The sequence below is a fragment of the Pseudomonas sp. SHLD1 genome, assembly GCF_028640935.1.
GTDB classification, from domain to species: domain Bacteria; phylum Pseudomonadota; class Gammaproteobacteria; order Pseudomonadales; family Pseudomonadaceae; genus Chryseomonas; species Chryseomonas aestiva.
The window spans coordinates 473,883-488,482 of record NZ_JAQZAD010000023.1 but is presented as its reverse complement, the minus strand read 5'-3'; the positions used below and the strand labels follow the sequence as shown (position 1 = coordinate 488,482).

17 protein-coding genes are annotated in these 14,600 nt (G+C 68.9%); 16 read left to right on the top strand and 1 reads right to left on the bottom strand.

Annotated features, from left to right (window positions below; all coding sequences use genetic code 11):
• Positions 1-8: 8 nt before the first annotated feature.
• The 16 genes from PVZ77_RS18380 (at position 9) to PVZ77_RS18305 (ending at position 13,649) form a co-directional block, all read left to right on the top strand.
• Positions 9-1,259, top strand: a complete 1,251-nt coding sequence (locus PVZ77_RS18380; RefSeq protein ID WP_007162399.1) for a lipoprotein-releasing ABC transporter permease subunit — start codon at positions 9-11, stop codon at positions 1,257-1,259.
• Positions 1,252-1,953, top strand: a complete 702-nt coding sequence (lolD, locus tag PVZ77_RS18375; protein ID WP_026083696.1) for a lipoprotein-releasing ABC transporter ATP-binding protein LolD — start codon at positions 1,252-1,254, stop codon at positions 1,951-1,953. The genes PVZ77_RS18380 and lolD overlap by 8 nt, the downstream gene beginning before the upstream one ends.
• Positions 1,954-1,960: 7 nt before the next feature.
• The gene (locus PVZ77_RS18370; RefSeq protein ID WP_273807968.1) at positions 1,961-3,202 is read left to right on the top strand and encodes a lipoprotein-releasing ABC transporter permease subunit; all 1,242 of its coding nucleotides are present in this window, start codon (positions 1,961-1,963) and stop codon (positions 3,200-3,202) included.
• Between the two features lie 104 nt (positions 3,203-3,306).
• Positions 3,307-5,547 (top strand): DNA internalization-related competence protein ComEC/Rec2, encoded by a 2,241-nt coding sequence (locus PVZ77_RS18365; protein WP_273807967.1) that lies wholly within the window; start codon positions 3,307-3,309, stop codon positions 5,545-5,547.
• A 48-nt stretch (positions 5,548-5,595) separates the two neighbouring features.
• A complete protein-coding gene (locus PVZ77_RS18360; protein WP_059315847.1) occupies positions 5,596-6,231 on the top strand; it encodes a MotA/TolQ/ExbB proton channel family protein in 636 nt (211 codons plus the stop codon).
• On the top strand, positions 6,228-6,668 hold the full coding sequence (locus PVZ77_RS18355; RefSeq protein WP_273807966.1) for an ExbD/TolR family protein: 441 nt from the start codon (positions 6,228-6,230) through the stop codon (positions 6,666-6,668). The genes PVZ77_RS18360 and PVZ77_RS18355 overlap by 4 nt, the downstream gene beginning before the upstream one ends.
• Complete coding sequence (gene lpxK, locus PVZ77_RS18350; RefSeq protein WP_273807965.1) at positions 6,665-7,672, top strand: tetraacyldisaccharide 4'-kinase; 1,008 nt, start codon at positions 6,665-6,667, stop codon at positions 7,670-7,672. Before PVZ77_RS18355 ends, lpxK begins: the two co-directional genes overlap by 4 nt.
• A 14-nt stretch (positions 7,673-7,686) precedes the next feature.
• The gene (locus PVZ77_RS18345) at positions 7,687-7,872 is read left to right on the top strand and encodes a Trm112 family protein (protein WP_007162406.1); all 186 of its coding nucleotides are present in this window, start codon (positions 7,687-7,689) and stop codon (positions 7,870-7,872) included.
• Positions 7,869-8,633 carry a 3-deoxy-manno-octulosonate cytidylyltransferase gene (gene kdsB / locus PVZ77_RS18340; protein WP_273807961.1) on the top strand — a complete coding sequence of 255 codons (765 nt, stop codon included), beginning with the start codon at positions 7,869-7,871 and terminating at the stop codon, positions 8,631-8,633. Before PVZ77_RS18345 ends, kdsB begins: the two co-directional genes overlap by 4 nt.
• 6 nt (positions 8,634-8,639) lie before the next feature.
• On the top strand, positions 8,640-9,107 hold the full coding sequence (locus PVZ77_RS18335) for a low molecular weight protein-tyrosine-phosphatase (protein ID WP_273808051.1): 468 nt from the start codon (positions 8,640-8,642) through the stop codon (positions 9,105-9,107).
• The gene (gene murB / locus PVZ77_RS18330) at positions 9,097-10,119 is read left to right on the top strand and encodes a UDP-N-acetylmuramate dehydrogenase (protein ID WP_273807959.1); all 1,023 of its coding nucleotides are present in this window, start codon (positions 9,097-9,099) and stop codon (positions 10,117-10,119) included. Before PVZ77_RS18335 ends, murB begins: the two co-directional genes overlap by 11 nt.
• A complete protein-coding gene (gene petA, locus PVZ77_RS18325) occupies positions 10,116-10,694 on the top strand; it encodes a ubiquinol-cytochrome c reductase iron-sulfur subunit (RefSeq protein WP_273807958.1) in 579 nt (192 codons plus the stop codon). The genes murB and petA overlap by 4 nt, the downstream gene beginning before the upstream one ends.
• Positions 10,691-11,884: a cytochrome b gene (locus tag PVZ77_RS18320; RefSeq protein WP_273807956.1), complete on the top strand. Its 1,194-nt coding sequence runs from the start codon at positions 10,691-10,693 to the stop codon at positions 11,882-11,884. The genes petA and PVZ77_RS18320 overlap by 4 nt, the downstream gene beginning before the upstream one ends.
• The gene (locus PVZ77_RS18315; protein ID WP_273807955.1) at positions 11,881-12,546 is read left to right on the top strand and encodes a cytochrome c1; all 666 of its coding nucleotides are present in this window, start codon (positions 11,881-11,883) and stop codon (positions 12,544-12,546) included. The genes PVZ77_RS18320 and PVZ77_RS18315 overlap by 4 nt, the downstream gene beginning before the upstream one ends.
• A 72-nt stretch (positions 12,547-12,618) precedes the next feature.
• Positions 12,619-13,233 (top strand): glutathione S-transferase N-terminal domain-containing protein, encoded by a 615-nt coding sequence (locus PVZ77_RS18310; RefSeq protein WP_273807953.1) that lies wholly within the window; start codon positions 12,619-12,621, stop codon positions 13,231-13,233.
• Between the two features lie 11 nt (positions 13,234-13,244).
• Positions 13,245-13,649: a ClpXP protease specificity-enhancing factor gene (locus PVZ77_RS18305; RefSeq protein ID WP_183628658.1), complete on the top strand. Its 405-nt coding sequence runs from the start codon at positions 13,245-13,247 to the stop codon at positions 13,647-13,649.
• Between the two features lie 94 nt (positions 13,650-13,743).
• Here PVZ77_RS18305 and suhB read toward each other — a convergent pair whose 3' ends face one another.
• On the bottom strand, positions 13,744-14,559 hold the full coding sequence (gene suhB, locus PVZ77_RS18300) for a type III secretion system regulator SuhB (RefSeq protein ID WP_133862774.1): 816 nt from the start codon (positions 14,557-14,559) through the stop codon (positions 13,744-13,746).
• Positions 14,560-14,600: the final 41 nt, after the last annotated feature.

Here is a 14,600-nt window from a genome sequence, read left to right as displayed (position 1 = left end):
GCGAGCCTATGTTCAGACCCCTGCCGATCTACCTTGGCCTGCGTTACGTCCGCGCCAAGCGCCGCAACCATTTCGTCTCCTTCATCTCGCTCACCTCCATGATCGGCCTGGCCCTCGGCGTGGTCGTCATGATCGTGGTGCTGTCGGTCATGAACGGCTTCGATCGCGAGATGCGCGATCGCGTCCTCGGCATGATTCCCCATGCCACGGTGGAGTCCTACCAGCCGGTGCCCGACTGGCGTAGCGTGCGCGAATTGGCGCTGCAGAACAGCCAGGTGGCCGCGGTGGCGCCCTTCACCCAGTTGCAGGGCATGCTGGCCCACGACAAGGCGGTGCAGACGGTGTTGCTCAACGCCATCGATCCGGCCGAGGAGCCCAAGGTCTCGATCATCCCCAGCTTCATGCGCGAGGGCCGGCTCGACGACCTCAAGCCGGGCGAATTTGGCATCATCATCGGTTCCCTGGCCGCCGAGAAACTGGGCGTGAAGGTTGGCGACAAGCTCACCTACATCGCCCCGGAAGTGGCCGTGACCCCTGCCGGCATGTTTCCGCGCATGAAGAGATTCACCGTGGTGGGCATCTTCAGCGTCGGCGCCGGCGAGCTGGACGGCTCGGTGGGCCTGATCGACATCGAGGACGCCGCGCGACTGCAACGCTGGCCGGCGAACGCGGTGCAGGGTGTGCGCCTCAAGCTGCACGACCTGTTCCAGGCGCCCGACGTGTCCTGGAACATCGCTCGCCAGTTGCCGGGCAACGACTGGTACGCCCGCGACTGGACCCGCACCCACGGCAATCTCTACCAGGCCATCGGCATGGAGAAGACCATGATCGGCCTGCTGCTGCTGCTGATCGTCGCCGTGGCCGCCTTCAACATCGTCTCCACCCTGGTGATGGTGGTGACCGACAAGAAATCCGACATCGCCATCCTGCGCACCCTGGGCGCCACGCCCCGGCAGATCATGGCGGTGTTCATGGTCCAGGGGACCTTCATCGGCGTCATCGGCACCGCCATCGGCTGCCTGCTGGGCGTGCTCGCCGCGCTCAACGTCAGTGCCGCCCTGGCCTGGGTGCAGCGGGTCACCGGGCACCAGTTCCTCAACGCCGAGGTGTATTTCATCGACTACCTGCCGGCGCAGCTGCAGCTGCACGACGTCCTGCTGGTCTGCGGCGCGTCCTTCGCCCTGAGCTTCCTGGCCACGCTCTATCCCTCCTGGAGCGCCGCCCGTACCCAACCCGCCGAGGCCCTGCGTTATGAATGATCGAGCCGTTTTGCGTTGCCAGGACCTGGGCAAGCGCTACGAGGAAGGCCCCCAGACTGTCGAGGTGCTGAGCAACGTCCAGCTGACCCTGCAACCGGGCGAGCGGGTGTCCATCGTCGGCAGTTCGGGGTCGGGCAAGACCACCCTGCTGAACCTGCTCGGCGGCCTGGATACCCCCAGCAGCGGCAGTGTCTGGCTCGACGGCGAAGAGCTGTCGGCGCTGAACGAGAAGGCCCGCGGCCTCTTGCGCAATCGCGCCATGGGCTTCGTCTACCAGTTCCACCACCTGCTGCCCGAATTCAGCGCCCTGGAGAACGTCTGCATGCCGCTGCTGATCGGCAAGGCCTCCATCGGCGAAGCCCGCGAGCGCGCCGCCAAGCTGCTGGAGCGGGTCGGTCTCGGTCATCGCCTGGGCCACAAGCCGGCCGAGCTGTCCGGCGGCGAGCGCCAGCGGGTGGCCATCGCCCGGGCGCTGGTCAACCAGCCCAAGCTGGTGCTGCTCGACGAACCCACCGGCAACCTCGACCAGCACACCGCCCACGGCATCCAGGACCTGATGCTGGAGCTGTCCACCTCGCTGCGCACGGCCTTCCTGGTGGTGACCCACGACCAGGTGCTGGCCGGCCAGATGGACCGGATGCTGCGTCTGGACGAAGGCCATCTGGTCGACGCCACGCCGGCCCGGCAGGTCTGAGGTCGCCATGTTCAGACCGCTTTCGCTGTTCATCGGCCTGAGATACACCCGCGCCAAGCGGCGCAAGTCGTTCATCTCCTTCTTCTCGCTGGTCTCCATGTTCGGCCTGGCGCTGGGCGTGCTGGCCATGATCCTGGTGCTGTCGGTGATGAACGGCTTCCAGGAAGAAATGCGCGGCCGCATCCTCGGCATGGTGCCTCATGCCTTCATCAGCGCGGCCCAGCCGCTGGACGACTGGCGGCCGCTGGCGGCCAAGGCCGAGCAGCAGCCCCATGTGCTGGCGGCGGTGCCCTATACCCAGTTGCAGGGCATGCTCTCGGTACGGGGCCGCATGCAGCCGCTGCTGGTCGACGGCATAGATCCGGCCCAGGAAAAGCGCGTGTCCATCGTCGGCGAGCGCATGACCCAGGGCAGTCTCGACGCCCTCAAGCCGGGCGAGTTCGGCATCGTGCTGGGCGAGATCGCCGCGCGACGCTTCCAGCTGGAGCCGGGCAGCCAGGTCACGGTGATCATCCCCGAGGTCGGGGCCACCGGCAGCATCACCCCGCGGCTGCGGCGCTTCACCGTGGTCGGTACCTTCAAGGTCGGCGCCGAGCTGGATGCCTCCCTGGCCCTGATCAACGTCGCCGATGCCGCCCCGCTCAAGGGCTGGCAGCCGGGCCAGGTGGAAAGCATCCGCCTGGCGCTGGACGATCTGTTCCAGGCGCCGCGCATCTCCCGTGAGGTGGCCAAGGCCCTCGGCGACGGCTACCAGGCGCGTGACTGGACGATCTCCCAGGGCAGTCTGTTCCAGGCGATGCAGATGGAAAAGACCATGATCGGCCTGCTGCTGCTGCTGATCGTCGCCGTGGCTGCCTTCAACATCATCGCCACGCTCATCATGGTGGTGGCCGACAAGAAGGCCGATATCGCCATCCTGCGCACCCTGGGCGCCACGCCCGGGCAGATCATGGCGGTGTTCATGGTGCAGGGCACGGTGATCGGCCTGGTCGGTACCCTGATCGGCGGCGTGCTGGGCGTCATCGCGGCACTCAACGTCAGCAGCTGGATCGCTGCCCTGGAGCGCCTGGTCGGCCACAAGCTGTTTGGCGGTGACATGTACTTCATCAGCAACCTGCCGTCGCGGCTGGAGTTGGAAGACGTGGTGCTGATCGCCGTCGCCGCCCTGAGCATGAGTTTCCTGGCGACCCTCTATCCCGCCTGGCGCGCCTCGCGCACCTCACCGGCCGAAGCCCTGCGCTACGACTGACCTCCCGCCGGGCCAGGTGGCGCCATGCCCCTGGCTCCGCGGCGTCCAAACTGCTCTAATCCGCGCTTCCGAAGCCCTTTCGGCTCTCCAAGGATGGAGTCCTGATGCGCGCCGCTCTGCTGTCCTTCGCCCTCGGCGTGCTGCTCCTGCGCGCCTTCGCCACGCTGCCGTCGCTATCCCTGCTGGCAGCGCTCGCGGCGGCGGCCCTGGTGCTGCTGTTCACCCGCTTCCTGGCGCTCGGTGCCTTTGGGCTGGGCCTGGCCTGGGCGCTGCTCAATGGCCACTGGGCACTGGACGATCGCCTGGGTCCGGCGCTGGAGCAGCGGGTGCTGTGGGTCGACGGCCAGGTCAGCGGTCTGCCGGTCGTGGACGCCGACTCGGTGGGCTTCGTGCTCGCCGGAGCGACCAGCCGCCGTAACCTGAAACTGCCGGCGCGGATCCGCCTGAGCTGGCACGGAGGGCCGCGCCCGCTGGCCGGCGAACGCTGGCGCCTGGCCGTGGAATTGCGCGGCCCCGCAGGTCTGGTCAACCCCCTCGGTCAGGATCGCGAAGCCTGGTTGCTGGCCCAGGGCATAGGCGCCACGGGCAGCGTCAAGGATGGCCAGCGCCTGGCCGCCGCCAGTGGCCTGGCGACCTGGCGCGACGGCATCCGGCAATACCTGCAGACGCGGGATCCAGCCGGGCAGGGCGGCCTGCTCGCCGCCCTGGTGGTGGGCGACGGCTCGGGTATCACCGATGCCCAGTGGCAACTGTTCCAGGACACCGGCACCGTGCACCTGATGGTGATCTCCGGGCAGCACATCGGCCTGATCGCCCTGGGCGTCTATGCCGGGGTGGTCCTCCTGGCGCGCCGTGGTCTCTGGCCGCGTCAACTGCCCTGGCGCCTGTCCGCGGCGGTGCTGACGATCGCCACCGCGCTGGGCTACGGACTACTGGCCGGCTTCGAGGTGCCGGTGCAGCGGGCCTGCGTCATGGTCACCCTGGGCCTGCTCTGGCAGCTCGGGCGCCAGCAGGTGCGGCTGGCGGACGCCGTCCTGCTGGCCCTGGTCCTGGTGCTGGCTGCCAATCCGCTGGTCAGTCTGCTGCCCGGGTTCTGGCTGTCCTTCGGCGCCGTACTGTTGCTGCTGTGGAGCTTTGCCGGCCGCCTGGGCCGACTGCCCTGGTGGCTCACCCTCGGGCGCGCCCAGTGGTGCATGGCCGTGGGCCTGGCGCCGCTGCTCCTGGCGCTGGGCCTGCCCCTGAGTCCGAGCGGCCCGCTGGCCAATGCCCTGGCCGTGCCACTGATGGACCTGGCCATCGTGCCCCTGGCGCTGGCGGGGACCCTGCTGTCCCTGCTCTGGTCGCCGCTGGGGACTCCGGCCTTGCTGCTGGCGGGTGGCCTGCTGCAGGGACTGCTCTGGCTGCTGAGCGGATTGGCGCACCTGGCTGCGGCCTGGCAGCCGGTCCTCGCGCCCGCCTGGGCGCTGTGGCTGGCGGGGCTGGGAGCACTGCTGGCGCTACTGCCCGCGGGTGTGCCGCTACGAGGGTTCGGCGCGCTGCTGATGCTGCCGGGGCTGTTTCCCCCACCGCCGGTACCTGCGGAGGGGCTGGCGCGGATCACCGTGCTGGACGTGGGGCAGGGTCTGGCGGTGCTGGTGCGCACCCGCGACCATGCGCTGCTCTACGACGCCGGTCCGCGCCAGGGCAGCTATGACAGCGGCGCCCGGGTCGTGCTGCCCAACCTGAAGGCCGTCGGCATCGGCGCCCTGGATGTCATGCTGCTCAGTCATGCCGATGCCGACCACGCCGGCGGTGCGCCGGCCGTGGCCAGGGGACTGCCGCCAGGGCAGGTACTCAGCGGCGAGGCCGGTCGACTCACGCCGGAATTGCACGCGCGGGACTGCACGGACGGCGCCGAGTGGCGCTGGAACGAGGTCGTCTTCACCACCTGGTGGCACCCCGCTGCGGATTCCAACGCCTCGTCCTGCGTGCTCAGCGTCGCGGCGAGGGGCGAGCGCCTGCTGCTGACCGGCGACATCGATGCCCGCCGTGAAGCGGAGCTGGCGGCCAGCGGGGTGCCGCTGACGGCGGAGTGGCTGGTCGCTCCGCACCACGGCAGTCGCAGCGGCTCCAGCGCCGCCTTCATCGATGCCGTCCAGCCGCGTGGCGTACTGATCTCCCGGGGGCTGAACAATCGCTATGGCCATCCCCATCCCCAGGTACTGGCGCGCTATCGCGAGCGCGGCGTGCTGCCCTACGACACCGCCGCGCTGGGCGCCCTCAGCTGGACCCTCGGTCGTTGGGAGGCGCCACGCGGGCGGCGCCAGGAACGCCATTGGTGGCTAGCACCGCCACCGACACCTTGAGGCGTTCGTGCTAGAGTGGCCGCATTTTGCGGCAGGGGTAACGGTCTCGTGTTCGAAATGGTCAAAGCTGGCGGCTGGATGATGCTGCCGATCATCCTCAGTTCCATCCTGGCCACGGCCATCATCGCCGAGCGGTTGTGGACCCTGAGACGCAGCCGGGTCGCACCGCCGACACTGCTCGCCCAGGTCTGGCGCTGGATCCAGGACAAGCAGCTCAATGCCGAGCGGCTGCGCGAATTGCGCGCCGGATCGCCCTTGGGCGACATCCTCGCCGCGGGCCTGACCAACTCCCGTCATGGCCGCGACATCATGAAGGAAGCCATCGAGGAAGCCGGCAGTCGCGTGGTGCACGACCTCGAACGCTATCTCAACACCCTTGGCAGCATCGCCGCCCTGGCACCCCTGATGGGCCTGCTCGGCACGGTGTTCGGCATGATCGACATCTTCAGCGCCTTCATGAACGACGGCATGGCCAATGCGCCCATCCTCGCCGGCGGCATCTCCAAGGCGCTGGTCACCACCGCCACCGGCCTGCTGGTGGCGATTCCCGCGGTGTTCTTCCATCGCTACCTGCTGCGCCGGGTCGATGAGCTGGTGGTCGGGATGGAGCAGGAAGCGGTCAAGCTGGTGGACATCCTCCACGGCGATCGCGAGGTGGACGTCCGCGAAGGGGCTCCGGCGTGAAATTCCGTCGCCGCGCCGGGGGCGCTGCCCGCGAAGAGGTCTATATCAACCTGGCCTCCTTCATCGACGTCATCTTCGTCCTGCTGCTGTTCTTCGTGGTGACCGCGACCTTCAGCAAGCCCAGCCAGCTGAAGATCGAACTGCCCGAGGCCGACAGCGCCGCGGCGGCCGCCAACCAGGCCAAGACCCTGGAAATCAGCATCACCGCCGAAGGCCAGATGGCGCTCAACGGCCAGACCCTGGCGCGCAACGACCTGACCGGCCTGACCACCGCGCTGCAGCGTGAATCCGGCGGCGACAACAGCCTGCCGCTGGTGATCACCGCCGATGGCCGCGCCACCCACCAGTCGGTGGTCCTGGCCATGGATGCCGCCGGCAAGCTGGGCTTCAGCCAGTTGCGCATCACCACCCTCGAGGCCCAGGCGAAACGGCCGTGAGCCTGGGCGAGCGCCTGGTGCGCGCCTGGTACCAGGGGCATCCGGCCCTGGGCCTGCTGACGCCACTCGAAGCCCTCTATCGCCAGATCGCCCGGCGCAAGCGCCAGCGTTTCCTGGCGGGGCAGGGCAGCATCCATCGCGCGCCGGTGCCGGTCATCGTGGTGGGCAATCTCACCGTCGGCGGTACCGGCAAGACGCCCATGATCCTCTGGCTGATCGGCCATCTGCGCGCGCGTGGGCTGAGAGTCGGGGTGGTCAGCCGGGGCTATGGCGCCACGCCGCCGAGCCTGCCCTGGCGGGTGCGGGGCACCGACAGTGCCGCCGTCGCCGGCGACGAGCCGCTGCTGATCGTGCAGCGCACCGGGGTGGCCCTGGTCACGGATCCCGATCGTGGCCGCGCGGTCGAACGATTGCTCGCTGAGGAAACTCTCGATGTCATCCTCAGCGACGACGGCCTGCAGCACTATCGGCTGGCCCGCGACCTGGAACTGGTGATGGTCGATGCGGCGCGCGGCTTCGGCAACGGTCGCTGCCTGCCGGCCGGGCCGCTGCGCGAACCCCTGGAGCGCCTGGCCGAGGTGGATGCCGTGATCCACAATGGCGCCGCCGTTGATCCTGCCGACGGCTACGGCCTGACCCTGCAGCCCAGCGCCCTGGTCAATCTGCGCAGCGGCGAGACGCGATCGCTGGATTTCTTTCCGCCGGGGCAGCGCCTGCACGCCCTGGCCGGCATCGGCAACCCCGGCCGTTTCTTCGCCACCCTCGAAGGACTACACTGGCAGCCGTTGCCCCATGCCTTCGCCGATCACGCCACCTACAGCGCGGCAGAGCTGGCCTTCACGCCGGCGCTGCCGCTGGTGATGACCGAGAAGGACGCGGTCAAGTGCCGCTCCTTCGCCGCCGCCGACTGGTGGTACCTGGCGGTGGACGCCCAGCCCTCGGCCGCCTTCGTCGCCTGGCTGGATGGGCGTCTCGAGCGCCTCCTGCCCGAACACTCTCACTGACGGAATCTTCGCCCATGGATCTCAAGCTGCTGGACATCCTCGCCTGCCCCCTGACCAAGAGCCCGCTGATCTTGAGCGACGACAAGACCGAGCTCATCAGCAAGGCCGCCGGCCTGGCCTTCCCGATTCGCGACGGCATCCCGGTGATGCTGGAAAGCGAGGCGCGCATCATCACCACGGACGAGCGTCTGGACAAATGAGCCCCGCCTTCACCGTCGTCATCCCGGCGCGGCTCGCCAGCACCCGACTGCCCAACAAGCCGCTGCTCGACATCGCCGGCAAGCCGATGATCCAGCACGTCTGGGAGCAGGCCCGGCGCAGTGGCGCCGAGCAGGTGGTGGTGGCGACCGACCACGACGACATCCTGCGTGCCTGCGAAGGCTTTGGCGCCCGGGTCCTGCTGACCCGTGCCGACCATGCCTCGGGCACCGATCGCCTGGCCGAGGTGGCCGAGCTGCTCGGCCTGGCCGATGACGCCCTGGTGGTCAACGTCCAGGGTGACGAGCCGCTGATTCCGCCCGCGGTGATCGACCAGGTGGCGGGCAATCTCGCCGCCCATCCCGAAGCCGGGGTGGCCACCCTGGCCGAGCCGATCGCGGACGTCGACAGCCTGTTCAATCCCAATGTGGTCAAGGTGAGCACCGACCTGAACGGCCTGGCGCTGACCTTCAGCCGGGCGCCGCTGCCCTGGGCGCGCAATGCCTTCGCCGCTGATCGCGCGCAGCTGCCCCAGGGCTATCCCTATCGCCGCCACATCGGCATCTATGCCTATCGCGCCGGCTTTCTCGCCGATTTCGTCAGCTGGGGTCCCTGCGCCCTGGAAGAGACCGAAGCCCTGGAACAACTGCGTGCGCTCTGGCACGGCGTGCGTATCCACGTCGCCGATGCCCTGGAAGCGCCCCAGGCCGGCGTGGATACCCGGGAAGACCTCGAGCGCGTCAGACGCCTGCTGGGAGCCTAGATGACCCTGCGCATCCTGTTCGTCTGCATGGGCAACATCTGCCGCTCGCCCACCGCCGAAGGCATCCTCAGGGCCAAGCTGGACGCCGCCGGTCTTGCCGATGCGGTGGAGCTGGACTCCGCCGGCACCGGCGACTGGCATGTCGGCAAGGCGCCGGATTCCCGTGCCATCCAGGCTGCGGCGGGTCGCGGCTATGCCATCGGCGACCTGCGCGCGCGCCAGGTCGCCGAAGACGATTTCCAGCGTTTCGACCTGATCCTGGCCATGGACCAGGACAACCTCGCCTGGCTGGAACAGCTGCGCCCAGATGAGGGCGCCGTGCCCGAACTCTTCCTGGCGCGCCAGGGCCTGGCGGTGGACGAAGTGCCCGATCCCTACTATGGCGGCGCAGCCGGCTTCGAGCGGGTCCTCGACCTGCTGGAAAGCGCCTGCGATGGCCTGGTCGCCGAGGTGGCTGCCCGTCATGGTCGCTGAGCTGCAACAGCAGGTCCCGCTGCAAGGCCTCAACACCTTCGGCCTGGTGGCGCACGCCGACCGCTATCTGGAAGCCGCCAGCGACGCCGAGGTCCGCGCGGCCCTGGAGCTGGCCCGGCAACTGGGCGTGCCCCTGCGGGTGCTGGGCGGCGGCAGCAACCTGGTCCTGCCCGAACGGGTCGAGGGCCTGGTGCTGCGGCTGACCGCGCGCGGCATCCGTCTCCTGGCGGAGGAGGGCGATGCCCTGCTGGTGGAAGCCGAAGCCGGCGAGCCCTGGCATCCCTTCGTCCTGGCCACCTTGGCCAATGGCTGGTACGGCCTGGAAAATCTCAGCCTGATCCCCGGCACCGTTGGTGCCTCGCCGATCCAGAACATCGGCGCCTATGGCGTCGAATTGAAGGACAGATGCGCCGGGGTGACGGCGCTCGACCGCCACAGTGGCGAGCTCCATGACCTCATCCCGGCCGACTGCGCCTTCGCCTACCGCGAGAGTCGCTTCAAGGCCGAGGCCGGGCGCTGGATCGTGCTGCGGGTGCGCTTCCAGCTCAGTCGTAAGCCGCAGCTGATGCTGGACTACGGTCCGGTGCGCCAGGCGCTCACCGAGGCGGGCGTCACGCAGCCGACTCCCGAAGACGTCAGCGCAGCCATCTGCAGCATCCGCCAGAGCAAGCTGCCCGACCCGGCGGTGCTGGGCAATGCCGGCAGCTTCTTCAAGAATCCGGTGGTGACCGCTGGCGAGGCCGCGGCGCTGCATGAGCGCTATCCGAGCCTGCCGACCTATCCGCAGGCCGATGGCAGCGTCAAGCTGGCCGCCGGCTGGCTGATCGATCAGGCCGGCTGGCGCGGACATCGCGATGGCGCCGTGGGCGTGCATGCCGCCCAGGCGCTGGTGCTGGTCAACTTCGGTGGCGCCCGCAGTCGCGACGTCCTGGCTCTGGCCGAGCGCATCCGCGCCTCGGTGCACGAGCGCTTCGGCGTGACGCTGGAGATGGAGCCGGGAAGCCTGACGTGACCGATGACGCCCCCGATGCCCAGCGCCGCCGCCTGCTGATCGCCGCCACCTCCGCCGTCGGCGGCCTGGGACTGGTGGCGGGCAGCGTGCCCTTCGTCTGCGCCCTGCGGCCCAGTCGTTCGGCGGCGGTGGCGGCGGCGCCGGTCGAGGTGGACCTCAAGGCCTTGCGCGAAGGCGAGCAACTCACCGTACAGTGGCGCGGCCAGCCGGTGTGCGTCCTGCGCCGCAGCGCGGCGGACCAGGCGCGGCTCCTGGCCGGCGAGGCGGGGCTGGCCGACCCGGACTCCCGGGAATCCAGCCAGCCACCCTATGTCGATCCGCACCTGAGATCGCGGCGACCGGACATCTTCGTCGTCACCGCGATCTGCACCCACCTGGGCTGCATTCCCTCCCTGGCGCCAGGCGCGGCGGATCGGGACGGGGGCTATCTCTGTCCCTGCCATGGCTCCCACTTCGACCTGGCCGGCCGGGTCTATCGCGACCAGCCGGCGCCGCTGAATCTGGCCGTGCCACCCCATCATTTTCGTGGTGACACCCTGCTGGTGATCGGCAGCGACGGGGAGGGGGCGGCATGAGCAACGACGAGCCCGGCTGGCTGGAGCGACGACTGCCGATCGGCGCCTTCTGGCGGCGGCATATCGGCGACTACCGGGTGCCGCGCAATCTCAACGTCTTCTACCTGTTCGGCTCGCTGCTGATCTTCATCCTGGCACTGCAGGTGCTGACGGGGCTCTGGCTGCTGTTCGGCTATGAACCCACCGTGAAGGGCGCCTTCGCCTCGGTCCAACTGTTCATGCGCGAGGTGCCCTTCGGCTGGCTGATCCGCCACCTGCACGCGGTGGGCGCCTCGGCGCTGTTCGTCTGCCTCTATCTGCACCTGCTGCGCGGCCTGCTCTATGGCTCCTATCGCGCGCCGCGTGAGCTGGTCTGGAGCTTTGGCGTGCTGCTCTATGTGCTGCTGCTGGCCCAGGCCTTCTTTGGCTATCTGCTGCCCTGGGGGCAACTCTCCTACTGGGGCGCCCAGGTGTCCCTGAGCGCGGTCGAGGCGCTGCCCCTGGTAGGCCCGAGCCTGGCCGATCTGCTGCGCGGCGGGGTGGTGCTGTCCGACGCCACCCTGCGGCGCTTCCAGGCCCTGCATGTGGTTGGGCTGCCGCTGCTGATCCTCGCGCTGGTGAGCCTGCACGTCGTCGCCCTGCGCCAGACCGGCTCGAACAACCCCGAGGGCGACGAGCGCGATGTCCGAGGTGCAGCCGGGGTGCCTTTCCACCCCTATCTGACGCTCAAGGACCTCTGTGGTCTGGCAGTCTTCCTGCTGGTGTTTCTCGCCGTGGTACTGCTGGCGCCGGACCTGGGCGGGCTGGTGCTGGAACCGGCCAACCAGCAGCCGGCCGATCCGCTGGTGACCCCCGCGCACATCGCCCCGCCCTGGTACCTGGCGCCCTTCTATGCGCTGCTGCGGGCGGTGCCGAGCAAGGCCGGCGGTCTCGGCCTGGCGGCCCTGGCCATCGCCCTGCTGTTCGTGCTGCCCTGGCTGGATCGCAGCGCGGTCCGCTCGGTCCGGCACAAGGCCTGGCCGGCGCGGCTGGGGCTGTACCTGGCCTGTCTGGCGTTTGTCGCCCTGGGCGTGCTGGGCGTGGTCGCGCTGACCGACCAGCGCCTGTGGCTGGCGCGCCTGGCCGCGGGTGTCTATTTCATCGGCCTGCTGGGCATGCCCTGGTACAGCAGGCTGGGTCGTCCGCGTGCGCCAGCGGAGTCCCGGTCATGAGTCGCGTCCTGCTGCTGGGCCTGCTTTTGCTGTGCAGTGGTCTGGCCATCGGCGCCGCAGGCGATCCCCGGGCGGGAGCCATCAGCTTCGGTCGCTATTGCCTGGCCTGTCATGGCCAGGAGTACCAGCGCTTCGACCGGGTCGCCGCCGATCTGCACCTGGACCTCGCCAGCTGGGCGCCCGGACGCACCGCCAGCGCGCCCATGCTCGGCCTGCTCAAGCCCGAGGATGCCCGGCGTGCCTTTGGCAGCGTGCCGCCGGACCTCACCCTGATCGCCGCGGTGCGCGGCGAGGCCTGGTTGCGTGCCTTCCTGCAGGAATTCTATGTGGCGCCCGGGCGGCCGCTCGGGGTCGACAACCTCAGGGCGCCCGGCACCCGCATGCCCGATGTCCTGGCCGCCCTGCGCGGCCGCCAGGTGCGCGATTGCAGCGCGGGGCGTTGCGTGCTGCGTCTGGAGCCGGGCAGTGGCGCCCAGACCCCCGAGCAGTTCGCCCGTACCGTCGACGATCTGGTCGCCTACCTGAGCTATTCGGCCGCGCCGGAGCGTCGCCTGGCCTGGCGCCTGGCGCCCTGGGTACTGGGTTACCTGGTGCTGTTCGCCGTCCTGGCGTTCTGGCTCAAGCGCGAATTCTGGCGGCGATTGCCCGACAGTGAGCGATGAGGCTAGGTCTCGGGCGGCAAGGTGCGAGATAATCCCGCCTTTGCAGCTTCGCCCCCAACGGGGGAGGGACCCATGGGCGCCATAACCCGCCTGACCTGTTTCCATGATCCCGAGGATCACTACAGCCACCGGATCCGTCTGATCCTGGCGGAAAAGAACGTCGAGTGCGAGCTGATCGCCGTGCGCCGTGGCGAATGCCCGCGGCAGCTGGCCGAGCACAATCCCTATGGCACCGTGCCGACGCTGATGGATCGCGACCTGGTGCTCTATGGCACCGAAGTACTCATGGAGTACCTCGAGGAGCGCTATCCGCATCCGCCGCTGTTGCCGGGCTATCCGGTCACCCGCGGTCAGTCGCGGCTGCTGATGCACCGCATCGGGCGCGACTGGTGCACCCTGGTGGACGCCATCCTGCAGGCGGCGCCGGGCGCCGATCTCGCTGCCGCGCGCAAGGAGCTGCGCGAGAGCCTGACCGGCGTGGCGCCGATCTTTGCGGAAAAACCCTTTTTCCTGAGCGACGACTTTTCCCTGGTGGACTGTTGCCTGCTCCCCCTCCTGTGGCGACTGCCGCGCCTGGGCATCGAATTGCCCCGGGCCGCCAAGCCGCTGCAGGACTACATGGATCGCATGTTCGCGCGCGACAGTTTCCGATCCAGCCTTTCGGTCACCGAGCGTGAGATGCGCTAGAGGAGAACCCCATGAATTCCAGTCGCCCCTACCTGGTCCGCGCGCTCTACGAGTGGATCGTGGACAACGACTGCACGCCCCATCTGCTGGTCAATGCCGACTACGCTGAGGTGCGCGTGCCGCCGGGCTATGCCAACGATGGCCAGATCGTGCTGAACGCCTCGCCCAGTGCCGTGCGTGACCTGCACATGGACAACGAGGCCGTGAGCTTCAACGGTCGCTTCGGTGGCGTGGCCTACAACCTCTATGTCCCGATCGGCGCCATCCTGGCCATCTATGCCCGCGAGAACGGCCAGGGCATGGTCTTCGACAGCGAGCCCACCCCGCCGGATGACCAGGGTCCCGACAACGGCGGCAGCAAGCCCGAGGCGCCCAAGCCGGCCCCGGCGCGGCCGAGTCTGAAAGTGGTCAAGTGAGCCTGACGGCCTGCCGCTGAATCTCTCTGCGGCAGGCAAGAAAAAGCCCCTGTCGGCGCTGCCGGCAGGGGCTTTTTTCGTAAGCCAGGTGAACTCAGCGCTTGAGCGAGGCCGGCAGGTGCGGCTGGATCTGCGTCAGCAGGCCACGGAAGCACTTGGGGTTGCCGGCGACGATGTGGCCCTTCTCGAGGAAGTCGTGGCCGCCATTGAAGTCGCCGATCAGGCCACCGGCTTCCTGGACCAGCAGGGCGCCTGCGGCCATGTCCCACTCCGACAGCCCCATTTCCCAGAAGGCGTCGAAACGACCGGCGGCGACATAGGCCAGGTCCAGCGCGGCGGAGCCGGCGCGGCGGATGCCGGCGGTCTGGCCGATCAGGCTGCGGAACATGCCCAGATAGTTGTCCAGGTGGTCGACGTCATTGGCGCGGAAGGGGAAGCCGGTACCCAGCAGGGCGCCTTCCAGGCTGCGCCGATTGGTGACGCGGATGCGCCGGCCGTTCAGGGCGGCGCCGCGGCCACGGCTGGCGGTGAATTCTTCCTGGCGCACCGGATCCAGGACCACGGCGTGTTCCAGGCGGCCCTTGTACTTGCAGGCGATGCTGACCGAGAAGTGCGGGACGCCACGGAGGAAGTTGGTGGTGCCGTCCAGCGGGTCGACGACCCAGACGTAGTCGGCGCCTTCGCCTTCGCCCGCCAGGTAGCCGGATTCCTCACCGTAGAAACCATGGGTGGGGTAGGCCTTGCGCAGGGTGGCGAGGATGGTCTGCTCGGCGGCCCGGTCGACTTCGGAAACGAAGTCGTTGGCGCCTTTTTCGTCGACGGCGATCACGTCCAGGCGCTCAATCGAACGGAAAATCAGTTCACCGGCGCTGCGGGCCGCGCGCAGTGCGATGTTCAGCATGGGCTGCATGGATAAATCACCTGGGTTGTATAAGGAAAGCCGGCAATGAT